Annotated in this window: 17 protein-coding genes and 1 pseudogene; 9 read left to right on the plus strand and 9 right to left on the minus strand. The window is 51.6% G+C overall.

Features of this window, described 5'->3' with window-relative positions:
• Nucleotides 1–191: 191 nt before the first annotated feature.
• On the plus strand, nt 192–572 hold the full coding sequence (locus AC2FNE_RS13715) for an antibiotic biosynthesis monooxygenase family protein (protein ID WP_496805600.1): 381 nt from the start codon (nt 192–194) through the stop codon (nt 570–572).
• A gap of 137 nt (nt 573–709) precedes the next feature.
• Here AC2FNE_RS13715 and AC2FNE_RS13720 read toward each other — a convergent pair whose 3' ends face one another.
• Nucleotides 710–1,069, minus strand: coding sequence for a hypothetical protein (locus AC2FNE_RS13720; RefSeq protein WP_496805601.1), 360 nt, complete (start codon nt 1,067–1,069; stop codon nt 710–712).
• Nucleotides 1,070–1,476: 407 nt separating this feature from the next.
• Between AC2FNE_RS13720 and AC2FNE_RS13725 the strand changes: the two genes are divergently transcribed.
• Nucleotides 1,477–1,764: a hypothetical protein gene (locus AC2FNE_RS13725; RefSeq protein WP_170482477.1), complete on the plus strand. Its 288-nt coding sequence runs from the start codon at nt 1,477–1,479 to the stop codon at nt 1,762–1,764.
• Between the two features lie 454 nt (nt 1,765–2,218).
• Here the strand turns inward: AC2FNE_RS13725 and AC2FNE_RS13730 are convergent, their stop codons facing one another.
• The 3 genes from AC2FNE_RS13730 to AC2FNE_RS13740 all read right to left on the minus strand — a co-directional run bounded on the left by AC2FNE_RS13730 (nt 2,219) and on the right by AC2FNE_RS13740 (nt 4,077).
• Complete coding sequence (locus tag AC2FNE_RS13730; RefSeq protein ID WP_496805602.1) at nt 2,219–2,497, minus strand: hypothetical protein; 279 nt, start codon at nt 2,495–2,497, stop codon at nt 2,219–2,221.
• Between the two features lie 152 nt (nt 2,498–2,649).
• The gene (locus tag AC2FNE_RS13735) at nt 2,650–3,003 is read right to left on the minus strand and encodes a DUF3299 domain-containing protein (protein WP_496805622.1); all 354 of its coding nucleotides are present in this window, start codon (nt 3,001–3,003) and stop codon (nt 2,650–2,652) included.
• An 81-nt stretch (nt 3,004–3,084) separates the two neighbouring features.
• Nucleotides 3,085–4,077, minus strand: a complete 993-nt coding sequence (locus AC2FNE_RS13740; RefSeq protein WP_496805603.1) for a M14 family metallopeptidase — start codon at nt 4,075–4,077, stop codon at nt 3,085–3,087.
• Nucleotides 4,078–4,286: 209 nt separating this feature from the next.
• On the opposite strand from AC2FNE_RS13740, the gene AC2FNE_RS13745 reads away from it, so the two are divergent.
• Together AC2FNE_RS13745 and AC2FNE_RS13750 are read left to right on the plus strand one after the other, a co-directional pair.
• On the plus strand, nt 4,287–4,583 hold the full coding sequence (locus AC2FNE_RS13745) for an antibiotic biosynthesis monooxygenase family protein (protein ID WP_260026681.1): 297 nt from the start codon (nt 4,287–4,289) through the stop codon (nt 4,581–4,583).
• 21 nt (nt 4,584–4,604) lie between these two features.
• The gene (locus tag AC2FNE_RS13750) at nt 4,605–6,032 is read left to right on the plus strand and encodes an adenylate/guanylate cyclase domain-containing protein (protein ID WP_496805604.1); all 1,428 of its coding nucleotides are present in this window, start codon (nt 4,605–4,607) and stop codon (nt 6,030–6,032) included.
• A gap of 64 nt (nt 6,033–6,096) precedes the next feature.
• Here the strand turns inward: AC2FNE_RS13750 and AC2FNE_RS13755 are convergent, their stop codons facing one another.
• From AC2FNE_RS13755 to AC2FNE_RS13765, 3 genes are all read right to left on the minus strand, one after another.
• Nucleotides 6,097–6,927 (minus strand): class I SAM-dependent methyltransferase, encoded by an 831-nt coding sequence (locus tag AC2FNE_RS13755; RefSeq protein WP_170609117.1) that lies wholly within the window; start codon nt 6,925–6,927, stop codon nt 6,097–6,099.
• A gap of 332 nt (nt 6,928–7,259) precedes the next feature.
• Nucleotides 7,260–9,002, minus strand: a complete 1,743-nt coding sequence (locus tag AC2FNE_RS13760; protein ID WP_496805605.1) for an adenylate/guanylate cyclase domain-containing protein — start codon at nt 9,000–9,002, stop codon at nt 7,260–7,262.
• Nucleotides 9,003–9,233: 231 nt separating this feature from the next.
• Nucleotides 9,234–9,476 (minus strand): hypothetical protein, encoded by a 243-nt coding sequence (locus AC2FNE_RS13765; protein WP_170609107.1) that lies wholly within the window; start codon nt 9,474–9,476, stop codon nt 9,234–9,236.
• 196 nt (nt 9,477–9,672) lie between these two features.
• Here AC2FNE_RS13765 and AC2FNE_RS13770 point away from each other — a divergent pair, with 196 nt between their 5' ends.
• From AC2FNE_RS13770 to AC2FNE_RS13785, 4 genes are all read left to right on the plus strand, one after another.
• Nucleotides 9,673–10,173: a Dps family protein gene (locus AC2FNE_RS13770; RefSeq protein WP_170609113.1), complete on the plus strand. Its 501-nt coding sequence runs from the start codon at nt 9,673–9,675 to the stop codon at nt 10,171–10,173.
• Nucleotides 10,174–10,223: 50 nt separating this feature from the next.
• Nucleotides 10,224–10,508, plus strand: a complete 285-nt coding sequence (locus AC2FNE_RS13775) for a sll1863 family stress response protein (RefSeq protein ID WP_170611242.1) — start codon at nt 10,224–10,226, stop codon at nt 10,506–10,508.
• A gap of 53 nt (nt 10,509–10,561) precedes the next feature.
• Nucleotides 10,562–10,813, plus strand: coding sequence for a hypothetical protein (locus AC2FNE_RS13780; protein ID WP_496805606.1), 252 nt, complete (start codon nt 10,562–10,564; stop codon nt 10,811–10,813).
• Nucleotides 10,814–11,108: 295 nt separating this feature from the next.
• Nucleotides 11,109–12,515: an adenylate/guanylate cyclase domain-containing protein gene (locus AC2FNE_RS13785; RefSeq protein WP_496805607.1), complete on the plus strand. Its 1,407-nt coding sequence runs from the start codon at nt 11,109–11,111 to the stop codon at nt 12,513–12,515.
• 112 nt (nt 12,516–12,627) lie between these two features.
• On the opposite strand, the gene AC2FNE_RS13790 is transcribed toward AC2FNE_RS13785, so the two are convergent.
• Entirely contained in the window at nt 12,628–13,449 is an 822-nt protein-coding gene (locus tag AC2FNE_RS13790; protein ID WP_496805608.1) for an ankyrin repeat domain-containing protein, read from the minus strand.
• Between the two features lie 105 nt (nt 13,450–13,554).
• Here AC2FNE_RS13790 and AC2FNE_RS13795 point away from each other — a divergent pair, with 105 nt between their 5' ends.
• Nucleotides 13,555–14,262: an IS6 family transposase gene (locus AC2FNE_RS13795; RefSeq protein WP_496805609.1), complete on the plus strand. Its 708-nt coding sequence runs from the start codon at nt 13,555–13,557 to the stop codon at nt 14,260–14,262.
• Between the two features lie 53 nt (nt 14,263–14,315).
• Here AC2FNE_RS13795 and AC2FNE_RS13800 read toward each other — a convergent pair.
• Nucleotides 14,316–14,791: pseudogene (locus AC2FNE_RS13800) on the minus strand (IS6 family transposase); the annotation flags it as partial.
• Nucleotides 14,792–14,893: the final 102 nt, after the last annotated feature.

The following is a 14,893-nucleotide window of genomic DNA, read 5'->3' on the forward strand; positions in this document are numbered from 1 at the left end:
CTTCAAGCTGACACGTAGCGCTGCTCTTAACGAGTGGCGCGAACTTGGCGCGGGATAAAGGACAGCCTCACTGGTCTACCAGAGACGAGTTCGAATTCGTCTGACAGCACCAACCTCATTGTGTGACTTGAAAAGCGACCAAGCTATGACTGCTATCCGCCCCTAAGCAGTCATCTGACAGAAAGACTCAGATGACCGCTCAGAGCCAAAGACGGTCGTCTCTATATGTTATTATTGTTGAGGCCAAAGAATCCGGAGGAACCGAAATGCTGCTCCGCCAGTTCCGATTAACCGTACACGAAAGCAAGGCCGAAGAATTTGAGACGATTTTTCGCGATCAGATACTGCCTCTTGTGAAAAGTCAGGACGGCTTGATCTGGGTGGCGGCCGGAAAACCTTGGAGAGACGACCCGAATGCGTTCTGCATGACCATGCTCTGGCGCGACTTGGCTTCGATAAAAGCTTTCGCGGGCGACAACTGGCTCGAAGCGCGGATCGAGCCCGAGGAGCGAGATTTGATTGCCTCGGCCAGCATCGAGCACTTTGAGTTGCTAGGAGAGGTAGGGCCCTGAAAGGTTTAAGGTGAGCTTTGTCCGCAAGGCAGACGTTGGCGTTTCGCAATGTTGGGTCTGCTATCCGTCCATTAGCGGACATCTGACCAAATAACTCAGATGACCGAGTCGAGCCAAAGAGTTATGTATCAGTCGTTTTACTTAGCAAGGTCACCAACGATACCAACGGCATCCACGACAGTAGACAGATCATCCGAAACTTCCAAAATTTCATCGTTGACGCGTATGTAACGATTTCCCTTTCCTGGAGGTTTCAATTTCCAGTCAGCAAGGTCGCCGATGTCCGAGTAGTCCAAGTCGGCGGGAAGTTTTGCCCCCCTTGTATATCGCTTTATTTGCCCTGGCGGTACGGCTTTCTGCACTTTGCCTGGTTTGCTGTCCAACTGAACTTTCTTGTCTTTTGACTTTCCGCCCTTCTCTTTGGCAGAAGCCACATCGATGACGCCAACCGTCAAGGCTAGAGCAAGCATCCAAACGAATACAGAATAGATCTTCACGCGGTGTCCCCTCAATTTCACTGAACTCATACTGTTGATGTATATGTTACATTTGCTTTTGAGACTTCATTTTTTGAATCAAGCAACGATCATGCCCGAGCCTATGTTCATGTAGGTCTGAAATTGAAGGCCTCTGGAACAGTTTTCTCATGAAATGTGTTTTTAGCAGTCAGAATTTGTGGCAATTAAAGGCGTGGGGTCAGTTATTAAATGCACTGAACCCGGCGCCCGCCAAAGCGTCCGCGCCATGCCATCGTGCAAGCAAATGTGCTCTGCAATGATAGTGCAATCGTTGGGCGGTTTATTGCCAAGTTTAGACTTACTCTCACAACCTGCCACAATTCTGACCCAATCTTCCTCACGATAACCAGCCGTGGGGGTTGCATGCGCAGCTAAGAGGAGAAGAAATGAAAAGCTTAATGAGGTTTTCAGCCGCCCCCTTAATGGCACCCCCGGATGCAGGTGGACCAGCAGGTTTCACGACTAAGTGGCACGGACACGGAAGTGGGCATCAGGCCAACAACAATCCTGGCGATACTGCCGCGGATCGACACAATTTTGGCGATGCGCCTGCTGGCAAATCAAATCATAAACCCACACAGGGTTCGGCTCAGGATGATTTCTCAGCCGTTGCAACGTTGGACATTGGTGAGTTTCATCATGGAGCCCACACAGATTGGGATATGATGGGCTAGCTGTTTTGTTCCGGCGACAGCACTGAGCCGGATTGATTAATACACTCACTTTGACTTAACCCCCTCTGACAAAACCCCGGTAGACCTACGCTGCCGGGGTTTTGTTTTAGCCGAGATTGGGGCCCATCAGCCTAACGTATGGAAGACGGCTTCGCCCGCAAAACAGACGTTGGCGTTTTGCAACGTTGGGTCTGCTATCCGTCCATTAGCGGACATCTGACCAAATAACTCAGATGACCGTTCCGAGCCCAAAGTGACCGATGCTGCGTTCGGCACAAATGTCAGTACAGCGCAGAAAGCGGACTTTGCAAAGTGCAGTGGATGGCACAAAGCGGCCCGCAACATGAAACGATAATTCTGCGGCTCATCCTATTGACGCAGAAGTCCGCTGCCAACCCAAGCAGTAAAAACGAACGAAAAATGTAGTCTTCGAATTTTGATACATCGAGCGCAATCAATCGGCGTTTGACCCACTGGCGCCAGCCTTCGCGACTTTCGAAGTCCAACCAAGCTCTACAAGCGGCGCAAGTAGTTCATCGGCGAGTTCCCTGTCCTTGTAAATGCCATGGAACATCATATCCAGCGGAGCACCCGGCCAACTGCGTTCGATTTCTTGCTTTTTTCTGGCGGCTTCAGCCCCGTGCCCCAATTTCTGCAAAGCTGCCGCCTGATAGGCCAAGGACGGCGCGTTAAAAGGGTCTCCGAAGGTTGTGGCAGCCTCGAAGCCTCCCAAGCTTTTTTGTTAATTTACAAATATTTAGTGTGAATCTATAAAAATGTTCCGATTGGCAAATCGCTGGTTGTTCAGTCTCTCGCCAACACATACTCAACCTATCAGCCTGACCGCTCCTTCTGAATCATATTCTGGTCAATTGGGCCGTGTCACTATTCGTCTTTGATAGCCCCGCCAGTCGCTTTTATTCTTCCCATCAGTTCACTTGCCCTATTGGTCGTGGCCTCATTGGAAGTCTTGGTTGGTCCAAAAGTCTGAACGTCATCGACCTCTAAAGTAAACGCAGCCTTCATGAGGACGGGACCATCAACAACCAGCATTTCCTTCTGCGTCGGGTCGATCCTAATTTGACCGGTTACAACGATGGGCTCGTAAACTGTCGATGGTGACCAGGATTCACTCAGGCGCAAACGCACCATCTGGTTTGGTGGCGGAGGCGGTACCGCTAGTCGCCGCGCAACAGACAGAACCGTCTTTCTGACTTGCTGGATGACAAACGCGCAGATTTAGAAAATTAAGTCCCCTAAAGCGGTCATCGCGAACGACTGCTTTGACCGTAAGCGGTATTTCGTAGTTATTGCGGATACCTATGGAAGCGGGTGCCGAAGCACTTTGATAACATCATCGCCTTTTCGGACAAAACGCACTTCCCGTCGCGTAATAACCTGACCGTCAAATGGTGAAATTATCTCTTGATGCGCTGCACCGGGTTTTGACACGACTACGGCCAAACGCTGACCTGACTTCACCCAATCACAAATATCAACATCATAAAGAACGGCACCAGATGACGGCGTTGCAAGAAGTTCGGCTGCGTCAACGTCGCCTATGATTGGGTCCACCGCAGAATTTGCAGGGAGCGTATCGTCGACAGTCCCGATGCTCACCAGATAATGATAAAGGCCGTCGGCATCATGTTCGGCAAATTCCGGAGTTACATCGATCATGCCGCGCAATTCGATAGTCGCAGCAAATCGCTCACTTCTGTTGTCAGCGGCCCAACGCTCTCCCACAGCCAGGTCGAATGAAATCGGATCGTCGCTGGCGTCGGTTAGAATAACCTGGGCCCCAATCCACCGGGCAAGACGGCGTCCTTCCTCTAACTGCCGTTCGGAAACGTACAAATAGATCGGGCCTTCATCGTCGCAATGTAGGTCAAGCACGACCTCCGCTTGTTCAGCTAACGCGAGAAGCGTCGCCTTCAAACGCTCAGATGCAGGCTTGTTCTCCAAACCGCTCGCGGATTTGGGCGGGAACGATCTGTTAAAGTTCACACGGGTACTCGCATCAAATCGGCCCAGCGGTTGACCAAACACCACTTGGGTCAATCCGATCGGATTTGCGTGCGGGACCAATGTAATGTCGCCAACAACGCGCCCATGGACTTCAGCCGCTTCTAAACGGGGGATAAGACGGTCTATTGCAACAGTGCCGGGCATTTCGAGCGAATGCAGACCACCCTGAATATAGATCGCGGGGCCACTTGCGGAGCCATGAAAGCGAAAAACGTCCAAGCCAAATGTTTGGCCAGGCGTATCCGCATCCAGTGTTAGTTTTTCAATCTCCATTAATTGAGACAATAAACACACCGCTGTGAGTCCCATAGAGGTTTATCATAGCCGCGACGCGGGCTGACCAAAATGGCAGTTTTGTCCGCATTGCAGTCGTTCAAGCTGAGTGCAGCGAATGACCGAGTTGAGCCCACAGCAGACAGTCCCACCCAAGTGTGGTAGTATGAACTTCCGAGGCATACATACATACAAGAGTCCGACCTTTGGGAGGATTATGTATGATTATGCGTATATTTCAGGTGACAACGCGTCCCGGAAAAGAACAGGAGTTTGGCCGCTTGTTCCATGAAACTGCGATCCCCTTGATGAACAGTACTCCCGGGATCGTGCGCGTTCTTCCCGGTGCCCCGAGAACGGAGTCCCTCCGAGAATTCAGTTTTGTCATGGTGAGGGAGAGCTTGGAGGCGCTTAGGGCTTTCGTGGGAGAAGACTACCAAAGCCCGCACATTGATCCAGCAGAAGCGGAGCTCGTCGAGTCGCGATCCATCAAGCATTACGACTTGGTTGATGGTTAATCACCCAAAAGGATGGTCGACATGTCAAAGGGTCAGAGAACTTCACAACCGGACCTCTTGTCTGATGCGCCTAATGAACCAGCTGGGACTTTAGAGGCGTTGGAAACCCAGCTGAAGGAAGCGCTGGATCGACAAGTGGCGACGGCCAAAATCCTGGACGTGGTAAACAGCTCGATTAGAGATCCCCAACCGGTTTTCAACTCTATTGTTGAAGCGGGTCAAACACTGTTTCCAAAATCGACAATCAGCATCGGATTGAGGGAGGGTAACAAACTGATTTTGGGCGCAATCTCCGGCCCAGAACCAGCCGGTGTTGAGGCTTGGCGACGCCGCTTTCCAGCTCCTCTTCATCCAGAGACAATCCACGGCCACGTCATTCTAAATGGCAAGGCGATTGACTTGCCAGACGTCGCGGCGGCACAAGATCAGTTTCGAATTGGTGCTGGCAACTTCCTTGCCTCTGGAGCTCGGGCCGTAACGATGGTTCCAATTTCTCAAGGCGGGCAGACCGTTGGAGCTCTTGCAGTGTTGCGGCATTCGATCGGCAAGCTGCAAACAGAGCAATTCGATATTCTCAAGACGTTTGCAGCACAGGCAAATATCGCTCTGGATAACTTGCATTTGCTGAACCAAATGCGTGAAGCGAATGAGACCCTGGAGAACGTATCCAAACAGCTTGCCAAGTACATGCCGCCTCAACTTTATCGGTCAATCATAGCTGGTAACCAGCAAGCGGCGATCGAGAGTCGCCGCCGCAAACTCACGGTCTTCTTCTCCGACATCGTCGATTTTTCCGAGATTACAGATCAGCTTGAAGCAGAGGAACTGACTTCGTTGCTGAACGAGTATCTGTCGGAAATGTCCAAGATCGCTCAGCGACACGGCGCATATTTCGACAAGTTCATTGGGGACGCGATGATGCTGTATTTTGGCGAACCCGAAAGCCTGGGCGCAAAGGAAGATGCAGCTGCTTGCGTTCGGATGGCGATCGATATGCAACGCGCCTTGAACGATCTGCAAACTGGATGGCGGCGCAAAGGCTTGATTGATCGACCATTTCAGGCTCGCATAGGCATCAATACGGGCTACTGCACAATAGGCAATTTCGGTTCCAATGATCGGATGGATTACACTGCGATTGGGCGAGAAGTGAATCTTGCTGCAAGGCTTGAGGCTGAGTGCGATCCAGGAGGCATATTACTGGCAGCGGAAACCTATTCTTTGGTGACAGATTGGCTCTCGGTTGAAGAGCGTGAGCCGGTTCAGGTGAAAGGATTTCAGAATCCGATCCGCACTTACGCGGCAACAGCGATCTACGAAGCCGCTGCGCGACAGAGCCGCATCATTCACGAGGAGGACGAGGGCTACACCCTTACTGTGGACCAGGATCGCATAAGCGCGGAAGCCATCCGTCGGCTAAAGTCCGTTATTTCTGATTTAGGCGACTAAACATTAAGCGTTTGTCGCTCAGAAGTATTTGACTAGACCGTACAACCACCAGATGGACCGTCGTCTAAACTGGCAGGCGTGCGTGAATTTCAATTGGGGCAATCAAACCACGTTCGATGTTCCGAACCATGTGTTGAACCTTAAGCGCAGTGTCTTCGCCCATGATAAGATGAAGACCCAAAGGTGGAGGGCCATCTGAACGGCTTTGCGCAGCTGCCAGATCGGCGAAGAACTGTTTGGCAAATTCCGTGCGGTCGATCCGGTCACTCACCTTGAAACCAACGGACTTCAAAGCAGCCTCATACGTCTCCGGTGGCGCAAGTGCGCTTTGACCTGAGGAAGAAGCCCAAGGCGCCGGATAGTCCATTTGTCCCTCTCCGACTTGCATCACATCGTAAATTGCAAAGATTCCTCCTGGCTTGAGGACCCGTTTCGCCTCGCGCGCTATGCCTACTTTGTCCGCGATGTTCATGCCAACGTGGATCATATAAGCGGCGTCCATTGAACCAGCTTCTAGCGGCAAATCGAGCACGCTGCCTTCGATAAGTTGAACCCGATCCGATAACCCGGTCCATTCAGTGAGTGTCCTTCCGGTTTCCACAAACTCAGCGGTCAAATCAACGCCGGTTACGTGCGCTCCGGTAGCTGCCGCGACATAGCGCGCCGGACCGCCGAGACCGCATCCAAAATCGATAACCCGGCTTTCGGGCGTAAGGCCAAGAGCCTTTACAAACGGTTCGGTTGCGAGGCGCCCACCAATGTGAAACTCGTCAACCGGAGCCAAAGCGTCGTGGGAAATCGGTGGGGTCAAGTTTAGTGCTGCGCATCCATCGGAAATCCGCTTGAGCAAGTGACCGGAATGGTAATGGTGCTCGACTTCATTGGGATTAGTCATTTCGAAGCCTCCCTAATCATTTCCGCAACACTATACAAAGCGACCCGACATGTCAGCTTCGTCCGCAACTCGGTCCTTCGCAGCAACCGTGCGAACGTCTGCACCGAGCCCATAGCTGACGCTTTAGTAATTGCCGGAACAGGTGAACTACGCGGACATTTACAGCAAGTTCTCGGTCGACGCGCTAGTGTCATCTTTCGGTTTGAAGAGTGCGCAAAATAGAGAGCAACTGCGCTCTGCACACGTAGAGGCAGGATTTTAGACGCTCAATGAAAATTTCCGACTGACCGCTTAGAGCCCAAAGTCGTTTCGTTGTGACTCGCGATTTCCGCCTAGAGAGATAGCCCCGCCCTATGCAAACCGGTAGCCAGCAGCTCGAAATCTTCCGGTCGACGCCACATGCTTTCAAAGCCTCGTGCAAGCGTAGCAATATTTTCTTCGGCCAATTCAATGCCTCGGCTTCCAAACTCATCGCTACGTTCCGAAACAAAGTCCTTCAAGGCTTCCGCAGCCTCAGTTGGCCGTCCAAGGTGTGCATAAGAAGCCGCTACGAAAGCTGCGGCTAAAGAGTTGAGGCGAGCCTCGCCAATCAGCAAGCCGAGTGCAGCCTCGAAGTTTCCACAAAAGAATTCCACTTGTCCCATGATCCAATCTATGGCCGGCGGATGTAGCGGGTCCAATCGCATCGCTTCTGATACGACCTCAAGCGCCTTTTCGTGCCTTCCCAACAAAAGAAATGCATAGCCACACCATGCCATGGACTCTGCTTCGTTTTCGATCAGCGCGAGCGTTTTCTCAAACTGTGCGTCGGCTTCATCCCAGAGCTTGGCGCAAAGATAAGCAAACCCAAGTTGGTCCTGAATGTAGGGGTCCCGGTTATCCAGCGCCGCGCCCTTCCGTGCAATGTTTAATGCGTGGTCAGGAGCATCTGAGTCAGCCAGTCCCAACCAGAGGTCGATTACATAGGTGTCCGAGAGGTACATATAGGATCGCGCAATAGACGGATCGAGTGCGACTGCCCGTTCCAGCAAAGCGCGAGCTTTTGCCGTATCTCTGGCATTTAGACCGTCGCGAAGAGCCTTGCTTCTCAGCATCAAGTCATAGGCCTTCATCTCGTCCGCTGGTTTCTGCGCCGAGCGATCGACAAAATCGTGTTGCACTCGCCCGGGAAGTACCGCCACGATGCTGCGGGCGACTTCATCCTGAACGGATAAGATGTCTTCCAATTCGCGGTCGTAGCGTTCTGACCACAACTGCGCACCAGTGACGGCATCGGCGAGCTGCACGGAAATCCTTACCCGACTTCCAGCTTTTCGGACACTGCCTTCAACGAGATAGTCAGCACCTAAAGCTGTGGCTATTTCAGCTGGATACATGTCTTGTGCTCTGAACCGGAACGACGCGTTCCTCGAAATAACCTGAAGCGTACGAAAGCGCGACAAACCAGTGATAATGTCTTCCGCGATACCGTCGCTGAAAAAAGTCTGCTCCGGGTCGTCGCTCATGTTGTGTAGCGGCAGAACCGCGATGGCGGCTTTCTTGACGGCTGCCGGTTTCGGCGGTTCAGCATTTTCTCGTTTCCCTCCTGCGATGCGCCAAGCGCGCAACGGCTCAGAAACATTTTTGACGGAATGCGTGCCTGTGTCCTCCCAAGCAACCGGAATTCGGTTGCCGACAACGCGATAAACAGCGTCGGACACGAGTACATCTCCCGGGTTCGCCAGCTGCTCCAATCGAGACGCGAGGTTAACGCCAGAACCGAAGACATCACCATCCTGCATGATGATGTCACCGAGATTTATGCCGATGCGGAATTGTATCGGGTCGGGTTCTTCCGGGGGGTTCTGTTGCCATTCAACCGCACAAGAAACTGCATCCGCGGCACTGCTGAAATTGGCCAGAAGGCCATCACCCATTAGTTTAACGATACGCCCGCGGTGACGTTTTATGAGAGGCGCAATTGTCTCATCTATTCTAGCAGACAAGGCGGAAAGTGTGCCTGACTCGTCTTGCTCCATCCGCCTCGTATAGCCGACCATGTCAGCTGCGAGAATTGCTGCAAGTTGGCGCTCCACACTGTTCCTCCTGTCTCCTGCATATCGGTCGTAGAGCAACAAAACCATTCGAAACTGACAAGCCGGCTTCGCAACTGTGCAATAACGACCGAAGTGTCCGCGTAGCAGTCGTACAAGAAAGTTGCTAGGTACGAACGCGTCGAACGCAAAGCAGAAGTTTAAGCAAGGTCGAAGACGAAGCGCTTTTCCGCTGAGCCGAGATCTCCTTAAGACTTACTGATTACTTTCCAATCATTCGTCCACGACACGAAATTCACCAGATGGCGCGTCCGTAGGAGGCTCATCGAACTCGTTGGAGATAAGTCCGCGACGAATGAGCTCTCGGATTGCGGCCGCTCTGGATGGCAACCTGTTCTCAAATCTCCAGTCATCAATGGCTTTGAGCTCTTCGAGGTCAAGCATTAACTGAAGTTTCTCGGTGCGCTTGGGTGGTCGATCTTGATCTGACACTGACATGACCTCAGTAGCTTCCATCACTTACTCCAAGCATGTATGGCAATGTGCCTGTGTGTCTACATGATTGTTGGCATGCTGTGTGAGGCATGTAGGGTCATGATTGTCATGAAGAGCCCTAAGGTGCGCAGGATGTGTACTTTAAGTATATGATTTTATTTGAAAAATCACTTTTACATCCTAATTGTAACTCCATAAGCAACGCAACGGAGTGAAAATGATACAGCAAGTCTTAAAATCTGAAGTGCAGGAAGAAGTGAACGATACGGGTATCGATAAGAATGCTTGGATCGCCAACGCCGTCACTGAAGTATTGGCAGACACCATGGTGCTGATGGTGAAGACACAGGGAACCCACTGGAATGTTGTGGGTCCGCTATTCCTGCCGATCCATGAGCTTACCGAGCGTCACTATCATGACCTATTCGAGGCTGCTGATGCATTGGCCGAGCGTGTTCGCGCTCTGGGTCAGGTTGCACCGATTTCGTTCACGGACATGATAAGTCAAGCCAAGCTGACCGAAGAAGAGACGATCAAAGACGCAGAAGGCATGATCAAACAATTGATCGCGGACCACGAGGCGATGGCGCGGAACCTGCGCGAGACCGCGACGACCGCTGCCCGGTACGGCGATGGGGCAACAGAGGACCTGATGAACGCCAGGATGGCGAAGCATGAGGAAGCGGTCTGGATGCTCAAGGCGATCGCCACGGCATAATTTGCTGCTGCCATTTTTCGGGTTCACCGATTTTGATGAAAGGGAAAAAGATGACACGTGTTGGGTATGAGAAAAAAGCACAGCTGCAACTGGATAGTTGGAATGCACAGATTGACGCTCTTGAGGCCAAGTTAAAGGTGGCCGAAGCGTATGCGAAACTGGAGCTCGAGGAACAGCTCAGCACGCTCCACAAAGCGAAGTCTGATGCAGAGGCTCAGCTGGAAGAGTTGAAGTCCACCAGCGAAGAAGCCTGGGAAGATGTCAAGGAAGGTTATGAGGCAGCGTGGAACGATATGAAGAGCGCTCTGAAACATGCTGCCGACCGGTTCGCTTAAGACAGAATCCATGGGATCTTCGACCAAAGCTAGTTTTGTGAATGGGGGCCTTAATGCGATCAACTAAGGATTTTCTGAGGTTTTTTCGCGGGTTCCTGACCATCCCTGCTGCCATAAGTCTTTCCGGGCTTTTGGTGGCTGGGATTGTCTTCACGATTGAAAAAACACTGTCGAGCTGGGGTTGGTGGGCACCCGCTTGGCTCAGTGTTCCCCAAGTCACTGCAAGTGACGTTTTAAGTTCAATCGCGGCGGCGTCCATACCAGGTGCAGCGAACGACCGTGTTGAGCCCAATACAGACGATTAATTGGAGACTAAATGTTTCCTTTGCATTTACTCTTGTTCTGTGGTGCGGGCCTCTAATCTCGCTTCTGAAAATACCACGTTTGTAAATTCGATTTTTTGCCCGAATACTGGCTATCAAGTAGAGTTTCACTGCAGTGGGGAGGTTCGTTTTGCAGGAAAAGCGCTCCGTTATTTCGTTAAGAGAACCCATAATACTCGGTTCCCTGAGTGAAGCGTTTGGAAGAATTACCCTTCCAATAAGATCGAAACTTTCAATTTCGTTTGTCGGAATAACCACACTTCTTATAGCACTCGCCTTGACAAGTGCATTTGAGTTGCGTCACGCCAACGAGCGAGCATCTCAACTTATAGCCGAGCAGGCAAAAATCTCTGCACTAAACGAGTTCAGAGTACAAATTAGCGAAACGATGCTATCAGGGGCTTTACTGTTTGCTGGAACGCAAGGTGTTGACGAGCAGGACTCTTCTACCAACCCACTATCAACTGATTTGACCTGGCTTCAGAAGATCGCGGGGGCAAACGTTGCAGGTGCCGAACAAGCTTCTGGATTCTCCAATATGGAGAAGGCGGATGAGTTTTTTCATCGGACGGGTGAAATTGTAGAAACGGGGCGCGAAGTGGTCGGACTGTACGAAGCTGGTCAACGCGAAGCCGCAAGGTTGCTATTTGACACTGCTCTAATAAGAGCATTGCGAGCCCTCGATCGAGATACGGTCAAACTGACTTTTCAGTCTCGCGTTAGTATGAACAGTTTGGTTAAATCAAACGAAGCAGCATTCCTGCGATCGCAAAAGGTTGTAGGCTTTGCTTCGGTTTTCGCTGTGTTTATTGCGCTGGTGTTGGGCTACACAACATCTTCTTCAATTGTTCGACCAGTGGGCAGCATTCGAACAGCGTTGCAAGAAGTAACAGAAGGAGATTTTTCGGCGAGAGCGCGTGTTTCCAACGGCGACGAATTAGGCGAACTCGCCGAGCGAGTAAACTCTACAACGGAGCAACTAGGAGAATGGAACCACACACTTGAAAGCAAAGTTGCCGAACAAGTCGAAATCATATCAAGAACCAACAGGCTTCGGCGATTTCTCCCCAAGCCGGTCGCTGATCAGATTATCGCCTCAGGAGACGATACTCTGTTGCTTGCCCGCCATCGCGCCGAAATCGTAGTCCTGTTTGCTGATTTGCGTGGTTTCACGGCCTTTGCTGAGACGAATGAAGCGGAGGTTGTTACTGACGCCCTCAACGCCTTTCACAAGTATGTCGGGCCGCTGATTGAAAGCTATGAGGGTACGCTGGAGCGGTTTCTCGGTGATGGGCTGGTTGTGCTGTTCAACGCACCGATAAAATGCTCTGACCCGGAAACGCGGGCAGTAAAACTAGCAATGGATATTCAGCACGGGTTCAGATCCGCTATGGAAAGATTTCAAAGCCCAGTTCGCCGACTTGGCCTTGGTGTGGGTATAGCGAAGGGCATTGCGAGCTTAGGGCAAATCGGGTTTGAAGGGCGACTTGATTATGCCGCGATTGGTACAGTTTCGAATGTTGCTTCGAGGCTGTGTGATCTGGCATTGGATACTGAAGTGCTTGCGAGCAATGATGTGGCCGACGAAGTCCGTGGCGAGTTCTCTTTTCTCGAACAGGAGCCTAGGAGCCTCAAGGGACTTGAGCAGCCAGTACAGTATTCTAAACTCAACCTAAAGCAGTAGTTTGGTAGTGCTGCAAATGTCAGCTTGGTTCGCAAAGTAGGCATTCGCTGCTTGTTTTCACTTCCCAGCAAAGCGGGACAAACTGGTCGTCCAAGCGATTTCAGCTCGGCCCTCAATTTCTCAAAGTTGCTAGATATGCAATGAGATCCGCGCGATCATTTTCATTTTCAATTCCGAGCATCACTTTGGTCGTCCCGGGTACAAACTGATACGGGCTAGCGAGATAGCTATTCAGTGTATCCGCATCCCAAACCAAACCTAATTCGCGCAAGTAACTTGAGTAAGGAAACTCGGGATCGGACGCAGAGGGTCGTTCGAATACTCCCCAAAAATTGGGCCCATTATCGCCGGCAATTCCCATCGACGAAGGTTTACCGTGGCAGATTTCGCACCCCTTGGCTAGAAACTCACCATTTGAAATATCGGCACCCTGCAACTTATCGGCAATCGGTTGGCGCTCTACTCGCTGAGGCGCTCCCGCTTCGATGAGCACCTCGGCGATTTCGATGTGCCCCGCTCTCAGTGCCTGATGCAAAGGAGTTGAGATATATGGTTCATAGCTGGCTGGGTCCGCCCCAGCCTCAATGAGTACTTTTACCACTTCGATGTGGCCATACCCGGCCGCATGGTGGAGAGCGGTTCCAACCGTATAAGTATCATTTCCCTGATAGAAAAAAATTGTTGGATCGGCACCCCGCGCAAGAAGAAGTTTAACCAACTCGGTATGGCCGAATTTTGCGGCTACAAAAAGCGGTGTAACGCCCGGTGCGCTTGTCATGTTCGTACTGCGAAGTTCGAGCGGTACACCCTTATCTAGTTCCGCGAGAACGCCCTCAATATTTCCACGTTTAGCGTGGAGATGGATGATTTCCGCCAATGCCTTCTCAAGCGGAAAGATGAACAGCGACAGAGCTACTGCAATCAGCCGAAACATACGGGCCTCCGAATTCAACAGCTTAAGCCAACCATAAGCAGATGGAACGGTCTTGTCAGAAGAACTTTGCTTGAACGGGGCAGGGGGTATGCGTAGCGTTTGGGAATGACCAAACCTGCCTCCTTCAAGTACTTCAAAACCAGTCCCGAGATCATCCGTCTTGCGGTGATGCTGTATATTCGGTTTCCACTCTCGCTTCGGAATGTCGAAGATCTGCTGCATGAGCGAGGCATCGACGTGAGCCACGAAACCGTCCGATACTGGTGGAACAGGTTCGGCCCAATGTTTGCTTCTGAGATTAGACGCAAACGGGTCCAGCAACTTCGTGCATTCTCGAAATGGAAGTGGCATGTCGACGAGGTTTTTGTGAAGGTAAATGGCAAGCGACATTATCTGTGGCGAGCTGTTGATCACGAAGGCGAGGTGCTGGAAGCCGTTGTCACCAAACGCCGAAACAAAGCTGCAGCACTGAAATTCCTCAAGAAATTGATGAAGCGGCACGGAAAAGCGGAAAACGTCGTCACGGATCGCTTCGCCTCATACAGAGCCGCGCTCAGAGAGCTTGGCGCTACCGAAAAACAAAGGACGGGCAGATGGCTCAACAACCGCGTTGAGAATTCTCATCTGCCGTTCCGACGACGAGAACGCGCGATGCAGCGTTTCAGGCGTATGCGAAGTTTACAGAAATTCGCCGCCGTCCATTCTTCCGTCTATAACCACTTCAACCAGGAAAGATCGCTCACCAGCCGAGACACCTTCAAGCTGACACGTAGCGCTGCTCTTAACGAGTGGCGCGAACTTGGCGCGGGATAAAGGACAGCCTCACTGGTCTACCAGAGACGAGTTCGAATTCGTCTGACAGCACCTTCGATTACACCCAAAACTCTGAGCGCAGTCTTGTAGCAAGCAAAGCGATCTGTAACGACGGCTTCGCTTTTCCGTGCCGCTTCACCAATTTCTTGAGGATTTTCAATGCTGCAGCTTTGTTTCTGCGCTTTGTGACGACGGCTTCCAGCACTTCGCACTCATGATCTACGTCCCGCCACAGATAGTGTCGCTGGCCAATCACCTTCACAAAAACCTCGTCCACGTGCCATTTCCATTTTGAAAAGGCTCGGAGTTACTGAAACCGTTTCCTTCGGATCTCTGATGCATACATTGGGCCGAACCTGCTCCACCAGTAGCGGACGGTTTCATGGCTGACATCGATCCCGCGTTCGTGCAGTAGGTCTTCAACATTGCGGAGTGACAGCGGAAATCGGATATACAGCATCACCGCCAGGCGGATGATCCCAGGACTGGTTTTGAAATACTTGAAAGAGGAAGGTCTGGTCGTGGGCAAAATCCACCCAACCACCCTGCCCGCCTCAACCCAAGTTCTTCCGACATGACCCCGGTAAGGTCAGGACAGGCCGAGACCATGCATTGGATTATTTCCGAGATT

It is taken from the genome of Ruegeria sp. YKSD179, assembly GCF_059612885.1.